The sequence below is a fragment of the Enterobacter soli ATCC BAA-2102 genome (assembly GCF_001654845.1).
Taxonomy (GTDB): domain Bacteria; phylum Pseudomonadota; class Gammaproteobacteria; order Enterobacterales; family Enterobacteriaceae; genus Enterobacter; species Enterobacter soli.
Genome location: NZ_LXES01000049.1, coordinates 54630 through 78635 on the forward strand (window position 1 = coordinate 54630; position 24006 = coordinate 78635).

Below are 24006 nucleotides of genomic sequence, written 5' to 3' on the forward strand. Positions count from 1 at the left end.
TCTGCGGGCTTTTTTGTCTCACACTTTAGTGACTAAGGCGCTTCCTGCAAGGCCACCCGAATAAATCCGTTATTCTGTGAAAGCAGTTCGTGGGCGTTCCACGCATCCAGACCGGTCAGCACCATCAACACGGCGGTTTTACAATTGTGATTGCAGCTTTCCAGCGCGGCTTTCGCTACCGCCCGGGTACAGCCCCCCGCTTCCATCACTATCGCAATTTGCCGCTCTGCCCATTTGGTACTGCTGGCTTCAAGATCCACCCGAAGATTGCTGTACACACGCCCGCTACGAACCGCCAGCCCGGTGGTGACCATATTAAGGATCATTTTTTGGGCGATCCCAGCTTTGGTATTGCTAAAACCTGCCACCACATCAGCGCCCAGCTCCGGTGCGATCACCATGCTCGCCAGCTGCGCCGCTTCACTTTGCGCATCGCTAGTGACAACCGCCAGCGGCGACCCCAGCGACCAGGCGTGGCGCATCGCTCCCCACACCCACGGCGTTTTACCGCTGACTGTCAGGGCCAGCATCATATCGTGCTCGCCAAATTTGATCGCCTGGAGATCGGCCACACCCCGCTCATAACTTCCGGCACAATCACCCGCCGTCAGGGCAATGACGGGATGCTTGCCTGGTGCATACTCTTTCGCCGCCTGCTCGGCCATCCGCCCGGAAGGGCCCGCCCCCACAATCACCAGGCGGCCGCCATGGCTCAGGGTTGCCGCAGCATTATCCACCACGCGTGCAATGGTGTTTAAAAATGGGGTAATGGCAGAGGAGATGTTTGCGTCTTCCTGGTGAATGACTTGCAGCATGTCCAGCGTGGACAATCTATCAATGTTAATCGTGCTGGAATGCCGTCTTTCCTTGACTGAACCGGTAAGCATAGTGCTCATAAACAGCCTCCTTATTATGAGTTCACGCACACTATAAAGGGTTTTATATGGATGACATGCGAGGAGGTTCACGAAAAGAGGAGCAAAGGCAAGTTTTACATAGCTTTAAGAAACGCGCGTCATCGGCGATAATTAGCCCTTTCTTATTCATCGCGGAGTGTTGATGAGCGATTTGCAGCCTTTTTCCCCGACGCGCAAGCGCCCCATGAAGCTGAACACGCTGGTCACCCTGATGGTCTGCGCCATTATCGGCTCGGTCCTGCTGGTGGTGTTCGCGCTCTATTCCGTGCAAATCACCCGGGCAACGCGCGATGATGTTAAAGATACCGCCCTGGGGATTGCCAGAACGATGGCCGACAGCCCGGAGGTCAAGCGCGGACTGATGCAACCGCCGCAGGCCGATATCATTCAGCCCATCGCTCAGGCCGTCACGCAACGTAACGATCTGCTGTTCACGGTGGTAACCGATATGCGGGGAATTCGCTACTCCCACCCGAACGAAGCGCTTTTAGGGCTGCATTTTATTGGGGATGACCTGACCCCGGCGCTGGAGGGAAAAGAGAATGTCTCCGTCAATCGGGGTGTACTCGCAGAGGCGCTGCGCGTGTTTACCCCGATCTATGATGCACAGCACGAGCAGATCGGCGTGGTCGTGGTGGGGATTTCACTCAATAAAGTTGAAGAGCAAATCACCCGCGGGCGGCAAAATGCCCTCTGGACCATCCTGTTCAGTATCCTGATGAGCTCTATTGGGATCTGGGGCCTGGTCCGCGTCCTGAAACGCATCCTGTTTGGTCTTGAACCTTATGAAATCTCCGCGCTGTTTGAGCAGCGTCAGGCGATGTTGCAGTCCTTGCGTGAAGGAGTGGTTGCCGTAGACATACACGGCCGGGTCACGATGATTAACCATGCAGCCCGGCAGATTTTGCTGCTGCCATCAGGCCAGGCCACTGATAACACCGGTGAACCGCCCCACTCCCCGCTGCTGACAAGCTTGAGAGAAGTGTCGAAAACCGGGCTTGCCCGTCAGGATCAGGAGATCAGCTGTAACGGCCGTTTGCTGCTCTGTAACATGGTGCCCGTTAAGAGCCAGAATCAGGTGATTGGGGCCATCAGCACTTTCCGTGATAAGACTGAAATCAGCCAGTTGATGCAGCGCATTGACGGTATGGTCAACTATGTCGATGCCCTGCGTTCCCATACCCACGAGTTTATGAATAAGCTGCATGTTATCCTGGGTTTGCTGCACATGAAGCGTTACGACAAACTGGAAGAGTACATTATCCAGACCGCGCAAAATTACCAGACCGACATCGGCGCTATTCAGGGCAAGATTAAGTCTCCGGTGATCGCGGGCTTTTTGCTGGGCAAAATTAATCGCGCTAAAGAGGCCGGTTTTACCCTGACCCTGGCCGATGAGTGCCAGTTGCCGGATTGTACCAACGAAGAACAGGTCGCGGTGCTCATTACCGTGCTCGGTAATTTAATTGAAAATGCCCTGGATGCGATGACGGGCCAGCGTGAAGGCGAAATTAGCCTGCTGCTGCACTATCAGAATGGCTGGCTCAGCTGTGAAGTGAGCGATGACGGCCCCGGGATTGATCCTGTACGGCTGGAAGATATTTTTAACAAAGGCTACTCAACAAAAGGTGAAAACCGTGGCGTTGGGCTGTTCCTTGCTCGCCAGCAGATCCACAACCTTGGCGGAGACATCACCGTCGAGTCGGAACCTGGCGTTTTTACCCAATTTTTTGTTCAGATCCCCTGGGATAGCGAGAGGAATATCGCGTGATAAATGTATTAATTGTCGATGATGATGCCATGGTAGCCGACCTCAACCGTCTGTATGTTAACCGCGTTGAGGGATTTAGCTGCTGTGGCGTCGCCTCCACGCTCAACCAGGCCGAGGCATATATTAACAATCCGGCTCAGACTATCGATCTGGTGCTGCTGGACGTCTACATGCAGCAGGATAACGGGCTGGACCTCCTGCCGGTCATCCGCGCATCTGGCCGCCAGATTGACGTCATCATGATCTCTTCGGCGTCTGATGCGGTCACGATCCAGACCTCCATGCATTATGGCGTGGTGGATTACCTCATTAAGCCGTTCCAGTTCCCGCGTTTTGAAGAAGCGCTGAACGGCTGGAAGGCGAAACACAGCCTGATGGGATCGCACCAGTATTATGAACAGGCGGATGTCGACAGGCTGCTGCATGGCGGCGCGCCAGAGCTGGCAGACAGCAAGCGTCTGCCGAAAGGTTTAACCCCACAGACGCTGCGCACTATTTGCCAGTGGATCGACGCACACCCGGATGTGGAGTTTTCAACCGATGACCTGGCAAACGCGGTGAATATTTCGCGTGTGTCGTGCCGTAAATATCTTATCTGGCTGGCGCAAATCACCATTCTGTTCACCAGTATTCACTACGGCGCAACGGGGCGTCCGGTGTATCGCTACCGGCTCCAGCCGGAACAGATTGGCCTGCTCAGGCAGTACTGTCAGTAACGCGGTAACCGTTATCCAGTAACGTAAAGTGGAAGAGGTGTGAAGATGAGAAAACCACCTCTTTCGCTTTCGTGACGAAGATGGCTTCAATGTCTGGCCGCGCACGCAGCGCCGCACAGCCCTTCTCAACACCCATGCCAAACATCAGCGTGGTCCAGATATCACCGTCGATAGAGTTCTTTGAAACAATCGTCACGCTATCCAGCTCATTGTCCAGCGGATAACCGGTGCGCGGGTCAAGAATATGGTGATAGCGTTTACCGTCTTGCTCAAAGTAACGCTCATAGGTACCGGAAGTGACAACGGACATATTTTCCACGTCCATCGTGCCAATCAGTTCATCCGCAGCGAACGGTTTTTTCAGCCCCACGCTCCAGCCGCCTTCCGGCGATCCCAGCGTCTGGATGTTGCCGCCCAGGTTTACCAGCCCAAGGTCTGCGCCCTCTTTACGCAGGTAATCGCGCACCCTGTCGGCGATATAGCCTTTGGCGATGGCGCCCAGGTCAATCTCCATTCCCGCTTTGGCCAGCAATACGCTGCTGTTGGCTTCATCTAGCAGGACATCTTCGGGCCGGGTTATCGAAAGCAGTGAAGCAATGTCCTCGGCGGGCGGCACAGTGTCGCCCTTAAAACCGATTTTCCAGCGTTTCACCAGCGGGCCGATCGCCAGATTAAAAGCACTTCCCGGATACAGGCTGGCGGCTTTTGCGCAGCGAATAAGTTCGAATACTGGCTGGCTGACGGTAACCGGGTGACATCCGGCCGCATGGTTAATATCCATCACCTGAGATTGGGCGCGGTTTACGGTGAGTAAATCTTCATACTGTTTGATTAAACGGAAAACTCGGGAGGCAAGCGCCTCGTCGTGGGAAAAGAGTTTCAGAAGGATGGGCGAACCCATCAGCACGGCGGAATAACTGTAGACACGACTGGCAGAAGGCATGGACAGGGCTCCTTGGTTGACATGCCGGATGCGCTACGCTTATCCGGCCTACGGGTCAGGTGCCATTTGTACGTTTCATGCCCGGTAAGCGCAGAGCTACCGGGCATGAGGCCATTACATTTTCGAACGCATCGCTGCCTGATGTCCGGCAAGCGTACCAAAAATAATGATATCTGCCACTGCGTTACCGCCAATGCGGTTACCACCGTGGATACCGCCAACCACTTCACCTGCGGCGAACGCCCCCGGGATGACCTGGTGGTCGTTATCCAGCACACAGGTTTCGGTGTTGATGGTTACGCCACCCATTGTATGGTGCACGCCCGGTGCAATTTGAATGGCATGGAATGGCCCTTCGTTGATTGGCGCTCGCAGTGCGGTGGTGCGACCGAAGTCATCATCATGCTGTTTTTCAACAAAGCCGTTGTAACGCTCGAGCGTTGCCAGGAAAGCGTGATAATCCATTCCTAAGGTTTCAGCCAGGGCTTTCGGTGAGCTGGCACTGGTGACGAAACCTTTGGCGATATACTCATCCGCCGCTTTGTTTTTCGCACGGACATGCTCATCAAAGACGATGTATGCGTATTTTTCAGGTAGCGCAATAATCTGGGCTGAGACTTTATCGCGGGTCTCCATTTCATTGAAGAAGCGGTTCCCCTGCTGGTTCACCAGAATCGCACCGCCACCGCGGATAGACTCGGAAATCAGGTAAGAGGTTTTCTGCTCAACGGTTGGGTGGATCTGAATTTCGCCCATATCAACAGTGCCCGCGCCGATACGCTCCAGCAGCGCGATACCGCCGCCAGTTGCACCTTTATGGTTAGTGGTCACGAAACCGGCCAGGTCAGGGCGGTATTTCACTACCATCTGGCTGTTGGCGCTGAAGCCACCTGTCGCGACAATCACGCTTTTGGTTGCCACAGTGACAGTCTCATTCTCTTCGGTTGTCAGGCGTACACCGGTCACTTCGCCGTTTTCGAAAATGATGTCACTGACGGAGGTATCCAGCATTACGTCGATGTTGCGTTTGGTGACGTTACGGACCAGGCCGCTGATCAGATATCCCCCCACTGCGGAGCCATCTTTCGGACGGTGGGTACGGTCAATGCTCATCCCACCGGTGGTGGTGATGTCGGTCAGCATGATGCCGCGGGTTGCCAGCCATTCAATCGCCTCTGGCGCGTTTTCCACAAAGCGACGCAGCAGTTCCGGATTGTTCTTGTTGCCGCCGCCTTTGAGACTTTCCTGGTAGAACAACTCTTTGCTGTCCTGAATGCCTTTCACACGCTGGAAGCGGGTTTCGGCTGCATTCATCCCGGCAGACGCTTTAATGGTGTTACCGCCGATGGTTGGCATTTTTTCGACAATCAGTACGCTCGCGCCTTCGTCATGCGCCTGAATCGCCGCCGCAAGGCCAGCGCCACCACTGCCGATAACCACCACATCAACAGATTTGGTTTCGTTTGGATCGGCCCCTTCTTCCGCTGCCAGGGCTTTGCTGGATTTCAGCATTGCTTTGGAAACGGCTTTTTTCACCGCTTCGCTCTGGCTGGTGGCGCCGGTGATGGCATCCACGTGCGGAGTGTTGGCATCCAGAATGCGGGTACGGATCTCTTCAAAACTGGTCACAAATTCCACGTCCTGGCTCGGGCCAGACGCCAGTTCGATGTCCGCAATGCGGTCAGTTTCGAGGCTGACGTTAATCACCAGTTCGTTGACATCGTCCTGCACTTTTTCAGCGAAGATGCCCGGTTTGAATTTCGATTCGCCCATGCTCATATCGCGGATCATCGCTTCCACCAGCGAGAAGCGCCACAGCGGTTCAGGAATGCTCAGCGCTTCGCGTTGGGTGCTGTCCATAAACAGCTCAAGGGTCTCACCGGCAGCAATGCGGTCGGTCCAGTCAGGATAGGCGATGGTTGCACGGCCAACGGCAATCAGATCGTAACCGCTGTCTATCGCCTTGTTGGCATCAGCGGCATTCACCACACCGCCCACGCCCATGACAGGGATTTGCGCCAGGGTATCGGAACGCATTGCACAGTATTTTTCGATAAGCGGGGTCGGGTCTTGCGTGTCGACTATTGACGGGCGCAGCGTTGCCCCCACGGAGAAGTGCAAATAATCTACGCCACGGGCCGCCAGTTTTTCCAGCAGGTACATGGTGTCATCAAAACGGATGCCAGGGACTTCCATCTCTTCCGGTGAGAAACGGTAGCCAATGATGAACGCATCATCTGCGTACTGGCGTACCATTTTATGAGTGATGTCCAGTACCGCCAGCGGGAACTTCGCGCGGTTATCGCGGCTGCCGCCCCACTCGTCGGTGCGCTGGTTAGAGTTCGGGGAGTAGAACTGCTGGATCAGGTAAGTATTTGCGCCGTGGATTTCGACACCATCGAAACCCGCCTGAATAGCACGACGTACGCCTTCACCAAACTTGCCGATCATGCCTTCCACTTCTTCAGTGGTCAGGGCAACCGGGGTGGCGGCACCTTCACGCGGTGCGGCTACTGCGCTCGGCCCAACCGGTGTGCGACCGCCGATCAATTTTGGGTCGACCATACGGCCGCCGTGGTAAATCTGAAGAAGTGCTTTAGAGCCTTTGGATTTGATCGCCTCGGCGATTTTTGCCAGGCCTGCGATCTTTTCGTCGTTATCGATACCGATAGCGCCCGGGAAGGCAAGCCCCAGATCGTCGATAAAGCAGCATTCAACAATGATGGTACCGATGCTGCCGGAGCGGGCCCGATAGTACTCCACCAGCTCGCTGGTCACCGTACCGTCGTAATAGCCGGTACAGGTTGTCATCGGCGCCATTAATAAGCGGTTTTTAAGTTCAGTACCGTTTGGCAGAGTGAAAGGGCTTAGGATGCGTTCGTTAGTACTCATAATAGAAACTCCAAACTTTAAAATTTAAGAATTCGTTATCGGGCTTAGTTTTATTTCGATTTTTTATGCCGATGTCATGATATTAATATAATGATTTTTTTAGTTTCTAAAGTTATTACGTTAGTTAAATAACTATTTAATCCCTTCGGTAACATTAATAACACATTGGTGTTAGTAATATAAATTACTTCATTCACAATAATTTAAACACCGTTAACCTTTCACTTACCTGTTAGCGCCTAAACAAACCCAACAAAATTCAATAAAATCAATAATATAAAAAAATACCGACCTACCAAATGTTATCAAAAAGAAACAATTTAAATAATAAAACCAATAATATCCACATAGCTCTACAGGGTTATTTATTAAAGATTAAAAATACTCCCGTGATTCTATTTTATTGATCGCGATCAACAGATCTGGCATCCAAAGGCGCAATATATAAACATCATCATTTTTTAATTTAACGCATCCAGAAATGCGTTGAGTCGTTATTAATGAAATTACAAAAACGCACCTTTAATAACTAAAAAAAGAAAAGAAACTAAAGAAAGCGAATTTGTCATTTCAGTGTAAACCGAATTTTAGACAACTTAAGACGTGAAACTATGAATACAAAAACTGCTGTAACGCCCCCGGTGGCGAGTAAGGCATCTGACGGAAACGCAAAACGTCTGCTGATGATGGCTCTGCCCATTATCGTTGCCGTACTGCTTCTGTTTGTTCCTGTGCCGGAAGGATTGCCTCCTTATGCATGGCACTACTTCGCTATCTTTGTGGGTGTAATCGTTGGGTTAATCTTCGAACCCCTGCCAGGCGCCGTTATCGGCCTGACCGGTGTTGTGGCCATCGCCCTGTGCAGCCAGTGGGTGCTTTTCAGCCCTGAACAGCTGGCCGACCCTAAATTCAAACTGGCGGGCGCCTCCTTCAAATGGGCGGTGAGTGGTTTCGGTAACTCTACCGTCTGGCTGATTTTCGGTGCGTTCATGTTCGCGGCAGGTTACGACAAAACCCGCTTCGGTCGCCGTCTGGCGCTGATTCTGGTGAAGTATCTTGGCCGTCGCAGCCTGACGCTCGGTTACGCTATTACCTTCGCGGATCTGCTGCTGGCACCGTTTACGCCATCCAACACCGCACGTAGCGGTGGGACAATCTACCCGATCATCGCTAACCTGCCGCCGCTGTATGGTTCAAAACCTAACGACCCAAGCGCGCGTAAAATCGGTTCCTACCTGATGTGGGTAGCAATCACCGCGGCCTGTATCACCAGTTCTATGTTCCTTTCTGCTCTGGCGCCTAACCTGCTGGCGCTGGCGCTGGTGAAAAGCATCGTCGGGATTAACATCTCCTGGGGTACCTGGTTTATCGCCTTCCTGCCGCTGGGCGTGCTGTTGATACTGGTAATGCCGCTGCTGGCCTACTGGTTCTACCCACCCGAAGTCAAAGTGAACGACGAAGTGCCGCTGTGGGCAAGCCGTGAACTGGAAAAACTGGGCAAACTGTCCCGCAATGAAATCCTGCTGCTGGTGTTCGTGTGCTGTGCGCTGCTGATGTGGATCTTCGCCGCCGCGTGGATCGAACCGGCAATGGCTGCTCTGTTAATCGTGGGCCTGATGCTGTGGACTGGCGTACTGGAATGGAATGACATCACCGGCAACAAAGCCGCGTGGAACACCTTCGTCTGGTTCGCCACCCTGGTTGCGCTGGCCGATGGTCTTTCCTCTACCGGTTTTATCAGCTGGCTGGGGAAAGAAGGTGGCCTGCTGATGAGCGGCATCTCTCCGGGTGTTGCGACTATCGTTCTGCTGCTGGCGTTCTACCTGCTGCACTATCTGTTTGCCAGCACCACCGCGCACACCACGGCACTGCTGCCAGCGATGCTGACCATCGCCGCCACTATTCCGGGCATGAACATGGAAGTGTTTGTCCTGCTGATGGTGACCTCGCTGGGTATCATGGGGATCATCACCCCATACGGTACTGGCCCAAGCCCGATTTATTACGGTAGTGGCTACCTGCCAACCAAAGACTACTGGCGCCTGGGCACTATCTTCGGTGCCATCTTCCTGGCGGCCCTGCTGCTGATTGGTTATCCGTGGATGTCCATGATGTTCTGATTTCTGACCGCCGGACTCATCCTCCGGCGGTTTTATTTTTTGTGGAGCAAGTTATGTCAAACAAACCGTTTTACTACCAGAACCCCTTCCCTCTCGCGCATGACGACACCGAATACTATCTGCTGACCAAAGAGCATGTTTCTGTTACTGAGTTCGATGGCCAGGAAGTCCTGAAAGTGGAGCCGGAAGCGCTGACTCTGCTGGCACAGCAGGCCTTCCACGATGCAGCCTTTATGCTGCGCCCTTCTCACCAGAAGCAGGTCGCCGCCATTCTGAACGATCCGCAAGCAAGCGAAAACGACAAGTACGTTGCGCTGCAATTCCTGCGTAACTCTGAGATCGCCGCCAAAGGCGTACTGCCAACCTGCCAGGACACCGGCACGGCAATCATTATGGGTAAAAAAGGACAGCGCGTCTGGACCGGCGGCGGTGATGAAGCTGCATTAAGCCAGGGCGTGTACAACACCTATATCGAAGACAACCTGCGTTATTCACAGAATGCCGCGCTGGATATGTATAAAGAGGTGAATACCGGCACCAACTTGCCAGCGCAGATCGATCTTTATAGCGTCGACGGTGACGAGTACAAATTCCTGTGCATGGCAAAAGGCGGCGGTTCAGCCAACAAAACTTATCTGTACCAGGAAACCAAAGCGCTGATCACCCCGGCGAAGCTGAAAAACTACCTGGTTGAGAAGATGCGTACTCTGGGAACAGCGGCCTGCCCGCCTTACCATATTGCCTTCGTTATCGGCGGTACCTCTGCTGAAAGCACCCTGAAAACCGTGAAGCTGGCGTCGACCCGTTACTACGATGGTTTGCCAACGGAAGGTAACGAACACGGTCAGGCGTTCCGCGATGTTCAGCTCGAACAGGAACTGTTGCAGGAAGCGCAAAATCTGGGGCTGGGCGCGCAGTTTGGCGGCAAGTATTTCGCGCACGATATCCGCGTGATCCGTCTGCCTCGTCACGGCGCGTCCTGCCCAATTGGCATGGGCGTCTCTTGCTCCGCTGACCGCAACATCAAAGCGAAAATCAACCGAGACGGTATCTGGATTGAAAAACTGGAACATAACCCAGGCCAGTACATTCCGGATGCACTGCGTCAGCAGGGTGAAGGCGAGGTGGTCAGCATTAACCTGGACAAGCCAATGCACGAGATTCTGGCGCAGCTTTCTGCTCATCCGGTATCTACCCGCTTGTCACTGAACGGTACCATCATCGTGGCGCGCGATATCGCTCACGCCAAACTGAAAGAGTTGCTCGACAACGGCGAAGAACTCCCGCAGTACGTAAAAGATCATCCGATCTACTACGCAGGCCCGGCCAAAACGCCAGAAGGCTATGCCTCTGGTTCGTTAGGCCCAACCACCGCAGGCCGTATGGACTCCTACGTGGATTTACTGCAATCGCATGGCGCGAGCATGATCATGCTGGCTAAAGGTAACCGCAGCCAGCAGGTGACCGATGCCTGCCACAAACACGGCGGCTTCTACCTTGGCAGCATTGGCGGCCCGGCGGCGGTACTGGCGCAAAACAGTATTAAGAGCCTGGAGTGCGTGGCATACCCTGAGCTGGGCATGGAAGCTATCTGGAAAATCGAAGTAGAAGACTTCCCGGCGTTCATTCTGGTGGATGACAAAGGTAATGACTTCTTCCAGCAGATCCAGAACAAACAGTGCGCGGGTTGTGCCCAGCGTTAAGCACCATCGCGTAACCTGGTAAAACAGACTGTATTTTCTCAAAGCCTGCTCCCGCAGGCTTTTTTATTCCCATCGCTTTCATATAAAAGTCCCCCTTCGCTTGTTGCTAATTGTGTGAACTCAAAGGGATAAAATTGGGTGCCAACCAGCAGATGACATGATAAAAAGGCATCGTAAAGTGAGACAGACTCAGGCTGGCAGGTTTGGAGCAACGCTGGCAGTGAGAGGGGAATTTATCCTTCCGGTAGAGTAACCTTTACTCTGGTTATCAACACAAGTCCGTTCAGACGCTCCGGCAACCCTGTTTTGGTGGTTGCCTTCATGCCGGATTGTTTGGCATGTTAACAGACCTGACCTTTCAATTTTGTTCAAGTAACGAGTTTGCGAGCAAAGCGATGATTAAGTGGCCCTGGAAATCGAATGAAGCAGGCCGAAATACGGCGCTGCCCTGGGATGAAGCGCTGGCTATCCCTGTACTGGCTAATCTCCCGCCGGATGACCAGGCAAGACTGGTTCAGCTTGCCGATCGTTTTTTGCAGCAAAAGCGCCTGGTTGCACTACAGGGATTTGAACTGGATGAGCTGAAAAGTTCGCGTATCGCCCTGCTCTTTTGCTTACCGGTTCTGGAACTCGGCATCGAGTGGCTCGATGGATTCCACGAGGTGCTGATTTACCCGGCGCCGTTTGTTGTGGATGACGAATGGCAGGATGATATCGGGCTGGTACATAACCAGCGTGTCGTCCAGTCTGGGCAAAGCTGGCAGCAAGGGCCGATTATCCTCAACTGGCTGGATATCCAGGACTCTTTCGATGCGTCCGGCTTTAACCTTATTGTGCATGAAGTGGCGCATAAGCTTGATACCCGTAACGGCGACCGGGCCAGCGGCGTACCGCTAATCCCCTTGCGCGAAGTGGCGGGATGGGAACACGACCTGCACGCGGCGATGGATAATATCCAGGATGAGATTGATCTGGTTGGTGAGAGTGCTGCCAGCATCGATGCCTATGCAGCGACCGATCCTGCGGAGTGTTTCGCCGTACTGTCGGAGTATTTCTTCAGCGCCCCCGAACTTTTTGCACCGCGTTTCCCGGCTTTGTGGCAACGATTCTGCCATTTTTACCAGCAAGATCCGCTACAGCGTTTACGTAAAAATGGCGAGCATGGTGGGAATTTATCCACTCAAGTACACTAAAACGACAGTTTGAAGCTTAATTAATCATTTGAATCAGCATGTTAATTTTAGTGTTGACACAAATTCGCGAGGCCATTAACATGCGCCTCGTTCACACGATTCCTCTGTAGTTCAGTCGGTAGAACGGCGGACTGTTAATCCGTATGTCACTGGTTCGAGTCCAGTCAGAGGAGCCAAATTTGAAAAGCCTGCTTAGGAAACTAAGCAGGCTTTTTGCTTTTCTGCGTCAGTAAATCACATCGAAAGCTTCAGCTCAGAATGGCTTCCAGTCTGGCCAGCACTTCATTCACAACAGCGTCGGGTATGCGTTCGAGCCGCTTACCACTCCGGGCTTCCATATCAATGGTTCTGGGTTGATCGCAGCGAATAACACCCGTTGTTTTTGTTACTGCGCTGTCCAGTGAGACGGCAAAGCCAGCTTCGCGGGCAAAGTTTCCGCCGCTGGTGACAGGAACAACAACGGGTAACCTGGTGAACACGTTAAATGATGCCGGAGAAACAATGAGTACAGGACGTTTTCCGCTTTGTTCGTGACCGCTGGTAGGATCCAGTGAAACAAGCCAGATTTCCCCTCGGTCCATTTACAGGATCTCCTTGCCCACCGCAGGCGCATCAATCCACCCCCGATCCTCTTCGCTTATTTCGGCGTGTGGATCGCACTGCGCCAGCAGTTCTTCGAGCGAATAACGAGGTCGTTTCTGGGGTTCAATAATCAGGCAGCCATTATCAATGGTCATGCCCACTTCGCTGTTTGTCGACAATCCCAGCGTTTTCAGTACAGCGGGAGGGACCGCCAGCATGACGGATCCGCCAACCTTTTTCAGACGAGTGGTAAACATAGAACACCTCCGAATATTATATTTTAATATAACATTAGCGGAAGACGATGCACAATTATTAATCAGATTCATTGTGATTTCCTTAGCGAAATAAAACGAGAAGAAAGCCTTAATCCATCGGAAGACAGATCCGGAAGTGTTAAAAGTCGTCATTGCCGGTAAAACGGCGATCCTCCTGATACTTCATGCGCTTCTTTCATGTCATGACGCATTTCGTGCAGGCGGGCGATTAATTCGTGGTAAGAAGGCCGATAATAGAAAACTGTTTTTGCGGTTCAAAGGATTATGACGGATCGGATAAACGAAATGCGGCGCGGCTTCCGCCAGACGAGAAAGAGCTGATTGCGAAGTGTCGCGTTTTTTCAACCCGGTGATAATGTCGGCAGGATCCCAGTCAGAGGAGCCAAATTTAAAAAGCCTGCTTTTAAAGCAGGCTTTTTGCTTTTCTGCGTACTGACAATTGCCAGGTGACGGCTTTTTGCCTTACCCGGCCTGTTGAAACCTAATCTGGCTAAATCTGATAATCAATCGCCACTTCTTCTGGCTCCATCACCTGACGTTTGATCTCATCCACCGACAATCCCGCATTGCATAGCTCGATAAACCGCCACACATAGTTTCGCTGTAGCTGACCACGTTTCAGGCCCAGCCAGACGGTGTTGGCATCGAACAGATGTCGGGTATCGAGACGAACAAGATTTCCCACCTCACGCTCGCCACCGGACTGTTCCGCCACAAGGCCGATCCCCAGCCCCAGCTCAACATAGGTTTTAATCACGTCGGAGTCCTGCGCACTCAGCACCACGTCAGGCGTCAGCCCTTTGCGGTTAAACGCCTCATCAATACGTGAACGCCCGGTAATCCCTTGTCGATAGGTGATAAGCGGCCATTTGCCGATCTCTTCCAGGGTTAGCGGCGACACCTGGTTCAGCGGATGGTCTACGGGAAGCAATAAGCTGTGGTGCCAGCGGAACCATGGGAACGCCACCAGCAGCGGATCGTTGCTGAGACGTTCGCTGGCGATACCAATATCCGCCCCACCGTTTTGCAGCAAGACTTCGATTTCCTGCGGCGTACCCTGGATAAGCTCCAGACGCACATCAGGGAAAAGTTCGCGAAACGCTTTAATCACCGGCGGCAAACTGTAACGCGCCTGGGTGTGGGTGGTAGCGATGGTCAGCACACCGGAAGCATCGTTGGTGAAGAGATCCGCCAGGCGGCGCACGTTACTGGCCTCGTTGAGAATACGCTCAGCGATGGTCAGTAACGCTTTACCGGGCTCCGTCATGCCAAGCAGGCGCTTACCACGACGAATGAAGATCTCAATCCCAAGTTCCTCTTCCAGCTCGCGGATGTGGCGGCTGACGCCAGACTGAGAGGTATAAAGCATGTTGGCGACTTCGGTGAGGTTGTAATCCCGCCGCGCGGCCTCACGGATAATTTTAAGTTGCTGGAAATTCACGATTCACTCCGGCGCATCTGACATAGCTCTATTGTTAGAGTTAGCTGACCCGCAGAACAAATAATAAAAACCAGCATCTTATGCTTTTATGGAATATCAGCTCACGAGTTGCAGCTCGCGGTTTTCCAGCGACGGTTTGCTCACCAGAGACATCAGGATCTCTTTTACTGCCTGCGCCTGTGGCGACAGAGAGCCGCGCGCGGACATATTCAGCGACAGCGGTAAGCTCATGGATGGCGTCGTGATCCGCGCCATCCAGCCATTCGCCGCGCTGCACAGTGAGCGAGCCGCTGACTCTGGCAGCACGGTGACACCCATTCCGCTGGCAATAGCGGCCGTCAGCGTGGAGATAGAGTCGATTTCACCGATGATTTTTGCCGTCAGACGGCGCAGTGAAAACGCTTCATCCACGCGCACACGCACGGCGCTGTAATCACGTGGCAGGAAGAGATTCATCTCTGCAACGGCGGTCAGGTCAATGCTCTGTCCCGGGCAATCGCGGGTTCCCACCAGATACAGATCTTCTTTCAGCAGCGGCTGGCTGGTGATGCCGGCAACCGGAGAGCGGTCATACAGCACAGCCATATCCAGCTGCCCGCCCAGTAGTTTTTCGTTCAGCACTGAACCGCTGTTTTCGTGCAGATAAACCAGCACGTCGGGTAATTCAGAGCGGACTGCCTGCAACAGTGGCATGGTAATAGAAGAAGCGGCAGTACCTGGCGCCAGCCCGATAGAGACATGTCCGCTCAGCGTCTGGCCAACATTATTCACGGCCAGCTGTGCTTGTTCACACTGGCGCAGAATGGTACGAGCGTGGGTATAGAGGATCTTGCCTGCTTCGGTTGGCGTCACACCACGCTTTGTACGGATCAACAACTGCTGATCCATCTCACCTTCCAGAGTGGCCACCTGCTGACTCAGCGCAGGCTGCGCGATATGCAACACTTCCGCGGCCTGGGTCAGGCTGCCGATATCGACGATTTTTACGAAGTATTTCAGTCGTCTTAAGTTCATTTTGCCCCCTGTTCGAAAATGCAGTGCCGGAACCGGCTCTAATTGTTGAAGAGGTTTTTGCAATATGAATGCCAGTTTTTATAAGAGGTCTGATATGTCTGCTAACCGCCTGAAAATAAGGAAATCTAATCGTCAGTGCCCGTTTTATTACCGAAACAGCGGTTTAGGATCTGCCCCATAAGGGGTATACCCGCACCAGAACGGTGCAATCCGTTGTCAAAAACACCACTTTGCTGATTTTGTCAGCAAACGATCAAAAGGTGGCGATCCACCCTTTGACAAGGGTAACTGACATCGATAATATGCGCCCCGTTCACACGATTCCTCTGTAGTTCAGTCGGTAGAACGGCGGACTGTTAATCCGTATGTCACTGGTTCGAGTCCAGTCAGAGGAGCCAAATTTGAAAAGCCTGCTTTTAAAGCAGGCTTTTTGCTTTTATGCGTTCTGTAAAACTGCCGGGTGGCGGCTTCACCTTACCCGGCCTACAGGAACTATCTGCCAATCTTCACCGGCATCCCCGAGCGGCGTTCCAGCACGCTGGCAGCCCCCTCATTGTTAAGCTCTGCACGCATTGCAGCGGAGATAGGCAGCGGCACTTTATTGGTTGATTCAAACTCCGCACGATTACGCGACAACGGCTCGTGCACTTCCAGCCAGCGACTGCCATCCGGTTCAGTGGTCATTTTGACCGGCTGATCGATTATCTGAACGCGCGTCCCGACCGGAACCTGGTCGAACAGGTATTTGATATCGTTATTACGCAGACGAATACAACCCTGACTCACGCGCAGCCCGATCCCAAAATTGGCGTTTGTGCCGTGTATGGCATACATCTGGCCAATATAAATGGCATACAGCCCCATCGGATTATCAGGGCCGGCAGGCACAAAGGCTGGCAGGGTTTTGCCTTCCTGAGCATAGGCCCGGCGCGTATTCGGTGTCGGTGACCAGGTCGGCCCCACCTGTTTGCGTTGCACGGATGTCACCCAGTTACGTGGCGTTTCACGCCCGGCCTGACCAATGCCAATGGGTAGCACCTCAACGGTGTTACCGCCAGGCGGGTAGTAGTACAGGCGCATCTCCGCCACATTCACCACAATCCCTTGCCGTACCGTATCAGGCAGGATCAGCTGCTGGGGGATAATGAGTTGTGAGCCGCCTCTGGGTAAAAAAGGATCGGCATCCGGGTTGGCCTCCAGCATATTGCTGAGCCCCTGATCGTATTGCGCAGCAAACGCTTCAAGCGGCAAGGTACTGCCATGTGGAACGGTAATAACCTGCGTGCTCCCCACCAGCCGGCTTCCTTCTGGGGGCAACGGGTAACTTAGCGCCAGCACGCTCTGGCTGACCATTAAGGCAGCAATACAACCAAACAAACTTACACGACGCATAATCCCTTCCTCAGTCGTTCCACGTATCAGATAAGTATAGTCTTTTTTGTTGTTCTTACCGTCCCGTACTGCCTCATTATGGGCACTTTTTGTGAATCATCAGGAAATAAAATCAGTTTCCTCATGCCCCCTGTCGCGGTAGTCTCATACGTTCCGCCAATATGACGGATGCAATGTGAGTGACCTTTTCTTATACCAATAATTAAAAATCAGTACAGACAGGACTACTATGGACTCCACCCTCACCTCCGCACGCCCTAATGAGGAGACACCTTCGCTCAATCGTGCCCGCCGCGCCGCTCTCGGTAGCTTCGCAGGGGCCGTCGTCGACTGGTATGATTTTCTGCTCTACGGCATCACTGCCGCCCTGGTATTTAACCGTGAATTCTTCCCCCAGATCAGCCCCGCGATGGGCACGCTCGCCGCGTTTGCCACCTTCGGCGTGGGATTTCTGTTCCGCCCACTCGGTGGCGTGATCTTTGGTCACTTTGGCGATCGCCTTGGGCGCAAGCGAATGCTGATGCTCACCGTGTGGATGATGGGCGGTGCCACCGCGCTTATCGGTATCCTGCCGTCATTTTCCTCTATTGGCTGGTGGGCGCCCGTTCTGCTGGTCACCCTGCGTGCGATACAGGGCTTCGCCGTTGGCGGTGAATGGGGTGGTGCTGCGCTATTGTCAGTGGAAAGTGCGCCTAAGAATAAGAAAGCGTTTTACAGCAGCGGTGTGCAGGTGGGGTATGGCGTTGGCCTGCTGCTCTCTACCGGGCTGGTATCGCTGATTAGTCAGCTGACGACCGACGAGCAGTTCCTGAGCTGGGGATGGCGCATTCCCTTTATCTTCAGCATCGTGCTGGTTATCGCCGCGCTGTGGGTGCGTAACGGCATGGAGGAATCTGCGGAATTTGAGAAGCAGCAGCAAGAAAAACCGGAAGTCAAAAAACGACTGCCCGTGATGGAAGCGCTTATCCAGCACCCTGGCGCTTTTCTGAAAATTATTGCCCTGCGTCTGTGCGAACTGCTGACCATGTATATCGTCACCGCTTTCGCCCTTAATTATTCGACGCAGAATCTGGGGTTACCGCGCGAGCTATTCCTCAATATCGGTCTGCTGGTGGGTGGCATAAGCTGTCTGACTATCCCCTGCTTTGCCTGGCTGGCCGACCGGTTTGGCCGCCGCCGCGTCTATATCACCGGCGCGCTGATTGGCACGCTTAGCGCATGGCCATTCTTTATGGCACTGGAAGCGCAGTCGGTCTTCTGGATCGTCTTTTTTGCCATCATGCTGGCCAATATCGCGCATGACATGGTGGTGTGCGTGCAGCAGCCGATGTTTACGGAACTGTTCGGCGCACGCTATCGCTACAGCGGTGCTGGTGTGGGTTATCAGGTTGCGAGTGTAGTGGGCGGCGGGTTTACCCCGTTTATTGCCGCCGCGCTGGTCACCTTCTCCGGGGGTAACTGGCACAGCGTGGCAATTTATCTGCTGGGTGGCTGCCTGCTCTCAGCGGCAACTGCCCTGTTGATGAAAGAGACCTCTCACTCTTGATCCTCTGGCGGAGGCCGTTGCTTCCGCCGCGGTTTTACGTGTCAGGGCTGTCGCGGCAGCCTTTTGTCATATCCCTGAATACCGACTTTTGTTTCACACTCCTGTGACATACTATCGGGTGTAGCCGCACACCTGTGGAACAAGGAGACAGAGATGAATAATAAGGGCTCCAGCCTGACCCCGGCTCAGGCACTGGAAAAACTCGATGCGCTGTACGAACAATCCGTGAATGCGTTGCGCAGCGCCATAAGTGAGTACATCGAAAACGGAAAACTTCCCGACGATAAGGCCAGAAGCAATGGCCTTTTTGTTTATCCATCACTCTCCGTCACCTGGGACGGAAGCGCCACCAACACGCCAAAAACCCGTGCCTACGCGCGCTTTACGCACTCAGGCTGCTACACCACCACCGTCACCCGCCCTGCTCTGTTCCGCCCTTACCTTGAAGAACAGCTCACGCTGCTGTTTCAGGATTACGGTGCACACATCAGTGTTGAACCCTCCCGGCATGAGATCCCGTATCCCTACGTGATTGACGGCTCGGCGCTGACGCTTGACCGTTCAATGAGTGCAGGGCTAACGCGCCACTTCCCGACCACAGAGCTGTCGCAGATTGGCGATGAAACCGCGGACGGTATTTATCACCCGGCTGAATATTCCCCGCTTTCGCATTTTGATGCCCGTCGAGTGGATTTCTCTCTGGCCCGCCTGCGCCACTACACCGGCACGCCAGCGGAGCATTTCCAGCCTTTCGTGCTGTTTACCAACTACACCCGCTATGTGGATGAGTTTGTCCGCTGGGGTTGCAGCCAGATCCTCGACCCGGATAGCCCGTACATCGCGCTCTCCTGCGCGGGGGGAATTTGGATCACAGCCGAAACCGAAGCGCCCGAGCAGGCGATTTCCGACCTGGCATGGAAAAAGCACCAGATGCCTGCCTGGCACCTGATCACCGCTGACGGTCAGGGGATCACCCTGATCAACATCGGCGTTGGCCCCTCAAACGCCAAAACTATCTGCGACCATCTGGCGGTGCTGCGCCCGGACGTGTGGCTGATGATTGGTCACTGCGGCGGCCTGCGTGAAAGCCAGTTGATTGGCGATTACGTCCTGGCTCACGCCTATCTGCGTGACGATCACGTGCTGGATGCAGTGCTGCCGCCCGATATCCCGATCCCAAGCATTGCCGAAGTCCAGCGTGCGCTGTATGACGCCACCAAAGAGGTCAGCGGGATGCCGGGCGAAGAGGTTAAACAGCGCCTGCGTACCGGCACGGTTGTCACCACCGATGATCGCAACTGGGAGCTGCGCTACTCTGCCTCTGCACTGCGTTTCAACTTAAGCCGCGCGGTGGCTATCGATATGGAAAGCGCCACTATTGCCGCGCAGGGTTACCGGTTCCGCGTCCCTTACGGCACGCTGCTTTGCGTGTCTGATAAACCGCTACACGGGGAAATCAAACTTCCCGGCCAGGCAAACCGTTTCTATGAAGGCGCGATTTCCGAACACCTGCAAATCGGTATTCGTGCCATCGACTTACTGCGTGCGGAAGGCGATAAACTGCATTCCCGGAAATTGCGTACCTTTAACGAGCCACCGTTCCGCTAATAACTAAAAGGAAAAACAATGCACACCACATCATCGCTCGCTGCACTGCGTCAGTGGCTGGAAGCAAACCATCTCGACGGGATGATCGTCCCGCGAGCCGATGCCTGGCAAAGCGAGTACTGCGCGCCATACGACGAAAAACTGGCCTGGCTGACGGGTTTTGACGGCTCAGCCGGGCTGGCGCTGGTACTGAAAGACAAGGCGCTGCTGTTCGTCGATGGCCGCTATCAGGTCCAGGCGCGCGTTCAGGTCAATCTGGACGACGTTGAGATCCACCATCTGCACAATGAACCGCTGGCGCAGTGGCTTTCGCAAAACGTTAATGAAGGGACGCGCATCGGTTTTGAGGCGCTGCTGATGACGAATGCGGACTTTCAACAACTGTCAGCCACGCCGTGCGAGCTGGTGCCGTTGAACACTTCCCCGTTCGATACGCTGTGGGCGGGTCGTCCTGCGGCACCGGCGGGGCTTATCCGCGAAATGCCGGTTGAAGTCAGCGGCGAGAGCAGCGCTGATAAACGCCAGCGTGTTGCGAAGATCCTCGCTGAGAATAATGCGGATTATCTGGCCATTACGCTGCCGGACAACATTGCCTGGCTGCTGAACGTGCGTGGTTCTGATATCCCGACCAGCCCGGTTCCCCTCTCGTTTGCCCTGCTCAATCGTGACGGATCCGTTGAGTGGTTTGTTAACGACAACAAACTGAGCGAACTCTCCGACACGGTAAAAGAGGCATTCACGCTTTCACCGCAGGATGCTTTTATCGGGCGTTGTCAGCAGATTTCACAGGGTAAACGCGTGATGGTCGACGCCGATTCTGCGCCTGTGGCCTTGCGTTTTGCCATTGAGCCGCAGGGGGAAATTGTCTGGCAGACCGATCCTATTACCCTGATGAAAGCGGGTAAAAACCCGACTGAGCTTGCCGGATACCGTGAATGCCATCACCAGGACGGCGCGGCGTGGGTGAATTTCCTTGCCTGGCTGTCACGCGAAGTGCCACAACGCGCTGCCGCGGGCAAACCGCTGACGGAACTGGAGGTTCAGGCACGGCAACTGGCGTTCCGCGAGCGGCAGCCAGGTTTTATCGAACAGAGTTTTGCCACCATTTCCGCTTCGTCCAGCAATGCGGCGATGTGCCATTACCACTCAAGCGAAGCCAGCAACAAGCCTATTGGTCATGATCATTTTTACCTGAATGATTCCGGCGGTCAGTACCACAACGGCACCACGGACGCTACGCGCACGCTGGCATGGGGCAAGGTTGAGCCGCAGCAGCGTTTGCACTACACCGCCGTGCTGAAAGGCTTTTTATCGCTGATTACGCTGCAATTCCCGTCCGGGACTCAGGGGCACCAGCTGGATGCGTTTGCGCGCCGCCCGCTGTGGGAACTGGGTCTGGATTACGATCACGGTACCGGACATGGGGTGGGCCATCAGCTGCTCATCCACGAAAACCCGCACCGTTTAGCGAAGAAGGTTAACCCCTGGCCGTTGGTGGCAGGCAATATCATGACCATTGAACCCGGCTATTATCTGGCTGACAGCCACGGTATTCGTATTGAAAACCAGGTTGAAATTGTCGAGAGCCGCCCGGGTTTCTGTAAGTTTGCCTCTCTGACCTTGATCCCGATTGACCTGAGCCAGGTTGAGCTGCATTTGTTGAACGAGCAGGAAAAACAGTGGCTGGACGATTACCACCAGCAGGTCCGCGATGTGTTGTCGCCGCTGGTAGACAGCGATGCACGGCCGTGGCTGTTTGAAGCGACGGCACCGATTCGTGTTAACCGGTAGAGTGTAGTGCCGTTTTGATGCCGGGTGGCGGCTTCGCCTCACCCGGCCTACTTTCCCGTAGGCCCGCGTCACCGGGCAGTTTTACAGAACGCAGAAAAGCAAAAAGCCTGCTTTAAAAGCAGGCTTTTTAAATTTGGCTCCTCTGACTGGACTCGAACCAGTGACATACGGATTAACAGTCCGCCGTTCTACCGACTGAACTACAGAGGAATCGTGTGAACGGGGCGCATATTATCGATGCTCCCCGATGATGTCAAAGGCAGAATGCAGATTTCCGATCGTTTGCCGAATTATTCTCCACTTCGTGCATTTGGCAGGCATTCTTTGGATTCTGTCTCGACACTTTCGGCTTTTTGGCGGGGATATTTCCATAGCCAGCGCCCGCTCACCATTCTCCAGTAGAACAGCACTCCGCGCACTGCCCAGTCGAGGAACATCCCCAGCCAGACACCGACTACGCCCATTCCCAGCATAATCCCGAGCGTATACCCCGCCACCACGCGACAACCCCACATTCCCAGCATCGATACCCACATGGCAAAGCGGGCATCACGTGCACCTTTTAGCCCGGCAGGAAGCACCCAGGAGGCCGCCCAGATCGGCATAAATGCAGCGTTAAGCCAAATCAGGATCTTAACGACCTCTTTTACATCGTCTTCATGGGTGTAGAACGATGCCATCAGCCCGGCAAAAGGCGCACTGCCCCACGCAATTGCAGTCAGCCCGATGGTCGAGAGCCAAAAAACGTGGCGCAGCTGGCGTTCAGCCTGCCCTATCTGCCCTTTCCCAAGCCTTTTGCCGGTGATAATTGTCGAAGCAGAGCCAAGGGCGTTACCCGGCAGGTTGATGAGCGAGGCGATAGAGAAGGCAATAAAATTCCCCGCGATAACATCGGTCCCCATTCCTGCCACGAACATCTGCGTGAGCAGCTTACCGCCGTTAAACAACACCGATTCGATACTGGCCGGGATCCCAATCCCCATGACTTCCCAGATAATGGCGAAATTGAGCGGCCGGAAGTAGCTTTTCAGCGTGAGGCGCAGTGATGGCGTCATACCGGTCATCAGTACCCCAATAATGGCCGCCGCGCCGATATAACGTGAAATCGTCAGCCCAAGCCCTGCCCCGGCAAAACCCAGCCCATTCCACGAGAACACACCGTAAATCAAAATACTGCTGATGATGATGTTCAGGATGTTCATGCCGCCGTTAATCAGCAGCGGAATTTTGGTATTCCCTGCCCCGCGTAACGCCCCGCTACCAATAAGCGCTATCGCCGCCGCCGGATAACTCAATACCGTCATTTCCAGATAGGTCAGCGCCAGCGCTTTAACTTCTTCCGTTGCCTCTCCCGCCACAACATCGATGATCTCCTTGCCGAAATAGTGGATCACCGCCGCCAGAATGATGGAGAAAAGGGTCATGATCATCAGCGACTGTCTGGCTGCCTCACGAGCGCGTTTGGGATCCAGTTTCCCCAGACTGAACGCAACGACAACCGTTGTCCCCAGGTCAATCGCGGCAAAGAAAGACATCACCACCATGTTAAAACTGTCTGCCAGCCCTACGCCGGCCATCGCCTCTTTGCCCAGCCAACTCACCAGGAAGGTGCTCAATACCCCCATCAGCAGGACACAGGTATTCTCCAGAAAAATGGGTACAGCAAGAGGGGTGATTTCACGCCAGAAGAGAACACGATAACTTTTACGTTTTGCGTACCAAGGCGTGCGCATAATCGCCTGGCGTATGGGAGCGGTGACGTTCAAAATGGACCTTAGCGAGAAAGTTGAAACTCCATTTCAAATGATGATGGAGAAATGCTCATCCTGCAAAGTATTTTCCATAAAAATATGTTTGGAATTACAACAAACTGACGACAGATTCAGCAATTGAACATTTTTACCTAAGATCAGGTTTGACAAAACTTTTTTCGCCGCTAAGATAAGCCTCCACAACGATTCCTCTGTAGTTCAGTCGGTAGAACGGCGGACTGTTAATCCGTATGTCACTGGTTCGAGTCCAGTCAGAGGAGCCACATTCTGAAAAGCCTGCTTTTAAAGCAGGCTTTTTGCTTTTCTCCGCCAGGCTACACGCCCCTC

17 protein-coding genes, 4 tRNA genes and 1 pseudogene are annotated in these 24006 nt (G+C 53.9%); 11 read left to right on the forward strand and 11 right to left on the reverse strand.

What is annotated here, in order from left to right; all coding sequences use genetic code 11:
- Nucleotides 1-32: 32 nt before the first annotated feature.
- Nucleotides 33-896: an N-acetylmuramic acid 6-phosphate etherase gene (locus tag M987_RS19945; RefSeq protein ID WP_014070875.1), complete on the reverse strand. Its 864-nt coding sequence runs from the start codon at nt 894-896 to the stop codon at nt 33-35.
- A gap of 163 nt (nt 897-1059) precedes the next feature.
- Here M987_RS19945 and M987_RS19950 point away from each other — a divergent pair, with 163 nt between their 5' ends.
- Both M987_RS19950 and dcuR read left to right on the forward strand, forming a co-directional pair.
- Nucleotides 1060-2688, forward strand: coding sequence for a sensor histidine kinase (locus M987_RS19950; protein ID WP_014070876.1), 1629 nt, complete (start codon nt 1060-1062; stop codon nt 2686-2688).
- Entirely contained in the window at nt 2685-3404 is a 720-nt protein-coding gene (dcuR, locus tag M987_RS19955; protein ID WP_014070877.1) for a two-component system response regulator DcuR, read from the forward strand. The genes M987_RS19950 and dcuR overlap by 4 nt, the downstream gene beginning before the upstream one ends.
- Here dcuR and M987_RS19960 read toward each other — a convergent pair.
- Nucleotides 3385-4347: an FAD:protein FMN transferase gene (locus tag M987_RS19960; protein ID WP_014070878.1), complete on the reverse strand. Its 963-nt coding sequence runs from the start codon at nt 4345-4347 to the stop codon at nt 3385-3387. The two genes, dcuR and M987_RS19960, sit on opposite strands and share 20 nt — an antisense overlap.
- A gap of 114 nt (nt 4348-4461) precedes the next feature.
- A complete protein-coding gene (locus tag M987_RS19965; protein ID WP_014070879.1) occupies nt 4462-7239 on the reverse strand; it encodes a flavocytochrome c in 2778 nt (925 codons plus the stop codon).
- Between the two features lie 611 nt (nt 7240-7850).
- Between M987_RS19965 and M987_RS19970 the strand changes: the two genes are divergently transcribed.
- From M987_RS19970 to M987_RS19985, 4 genes are all read left to right on the forward strand, one after another.
- Entirely contained in the window at nt 7851-9359 is a 1509-nt protein-coding gene (locus M987_RS19970; RefSeq protein ID WP_014070880.1) for an anion permease, read from the forward strand.
- A 53-nt stretch (nt 9360-9412) separates the two neighbouring features.
- Nucleotides 9413-11062, forward strand: a complete 1650-nt coding sequence (fumA, locus tag M987_RS19975) for a class I fumarate hydratase FumA (protein ID WP_014070881.1) — start codon at nt 9413-9415, stop codon at nt 11060-11062.
- 395 nt (nt 11063-11457) lie between these two features.
- Nucleotides 11458-12255 carry a DgsA anti-repressor MtfA gene (gene mtfA, locus M987_RS19980; protein ID WP_041162249.1) on the forward strand — a complete coding sequence of 266 codons (798 nt, stop codon included), beginning with the start codon at nt 11458-11460 and terminating at the stop codon, nt 12253-12255.
- Between the two features lie 100 nt (nt 12256-12355).
- Nucleotides 12356-12431: transfer RNA gene (locus M987_RS19985), tRNA-Asn, on the forward strand.
- A 72-nt stretch (nt 12432-12503) separates the two neighbouring features.
- On the opposite strand, the gene M987_RS19990 is transcribed toward M987_RS19985, so the two are convergent.
- The 5 genes from M987_RS19990 to nac form a co-directional block, all read right to left on the reverse strand.
- Complete coding sequence (locus tag M987_RS19990; protein ID WP_014070883.1) at nt 12504-12836, reverse strand: type II toxin-antitoxin system PemK/MazF family toxin; 333 nt, start codon at nt 12834-12836, stop codon at nt 12504-12506.
- Complete coding sequence (locus tag M987_RS19995) at nt 12837-13094, reverse strand: AbrB/MazE/SpoVT family DNA-binding domain-containing protein (protein WP_014070884.1); 258 nt, start codon at nt 13092-13094, stop codon at nt 12837-12839.
- A 201-nt stretch (nt 13095-13295) separates the two neighbouring features.
- Nucleotides 13296-13460 (reverse strand): hypothetical protein, encoded by a 165-nt coding sequence (locus M987_RS25230; RefSeq protein ID WP_342626508.1) that lies wholly within the window; start codon nt 13458-13460, stop codon nt 13296-13298.
- 145 nt (nt 13461-13605) lie between these two features.
- Nucleotides 13606-14556: an HTH-type transcriptional regulator Cbl gene (cbl, locus tag M987_RS20000; RefSeq protein WP_014070885.1), complete on the reverse strand. Its 951-nt coding sequence runs from the start codon at nt 14554-14556 to the stop codon at nt 13606-13608.
- Nucleotides 14557-14652: 96 nt separating this feature from the next.
- The gene (gene nac / locus M987_RS20005; RefSeq protein WP_014070886.1) at nt 14653-15570 is read right to left on the reverse strand and encodes a nitrogen assimilation transcriptional regulator NAC; all 918 of its coding nucleotides are present in this window, start codon (nt 15568-15570) and stop codon (nt 14653-14655) included.
- Nucleotides 15571-15892: 322 nt separating this feature from the next.
- Between nac and M987_RS20010 the strand changes: the two genes are divergently transcribed.
- Nucleotides 15893-15968 (forward strand) — tRNA-Asn (locus M987_RS20010).
- Nucleotides 15969-16062: 94 nt separating this feature from the next.
- On the opposite strand, the gene ldtA is transcribed toward M987_RS20010, so the two are convergent.
- The gene (ldtA, locus tag M987_RS20015; protein WP_014070887.1) at nt 16063-16962 is read right to left on the reverse strand and encodes a L,D-transpeptidase; all 900 of its coding nucleotides are present in this window, start codon (nt 16960-16962) and stop codon (nt 16063-16065) included.
- Between the two features lie 229 nt (nt 16963-17191).
- Between ldtA and shiA the strand changes: the two genes are divergently transcribed.
- The 3 genes from shiA (at nt 17192) to M987_RS20030 (ending at nt 21907) form a co-directional block, all read left to right on the forward strand.
- Nucleotides 17192-18508 carry a shikimate transporter gene (shiA, locus tag M987_RS20020; protein WP_014070888.1) on the forward strand — a complete coding sequence of 439 codons (1317 nt, stop codon included), beginning with the start codon at nt 17192-17194 and terminating at the stop codon, nt 18506-18508.
- A gap of 153 nt (nt 18509-18661) precedes the next feature.
- A complete protein-coding gene (locus tag M987_RS20025; protein ID WP_014070889.1) occupies nt 18662-20116 on the forward strand; it encodes an AMP nucleosidase in 1455 nt (484 codons plus the stop codon).
- 18 nt (nt 20117-20134) lie between these two features.
- Nucleotides 20135-21907 (forward strand): aminopeptidase P family protein, encoded by a 1773-nt coding sequence (locus M987_RS20030; protein ID WP_014070890.1) that lies wholly within the window; start codon nt 20135-20137, stop codon nt 21905-21907.
- A gap of 134 nt (nt 21908-22041) precedes the next feature.
- Here the strand turns inward: M987_RS20030 and M987_RS20035 are convergent.
- Nucleotides 22042-22117: transfer RNA gene (locus tag M987_RS20035), tRNA-Asn, on the reverse strand.
- Nucleotides 22118-22197: 80 nt separating this feature from the next.
- Nucleotides 22198-23705, reverse strand: a pseudogene (gene emmdR / locus M987_RS20040) (multidrug efflux MATE transporter EmmdR).
- 161 nt (nt 23706-23866) lie between these two features.
- Here emmdR and M987_RS20045 point away from each other — a divergent pair.
- Nucleotides 23867-23942, forward strand: a tRNA-Asn gene (locus tag M987_RS20045).
- Nucleotides 23943-24006 lie beyond the last annotated feature (64 nt).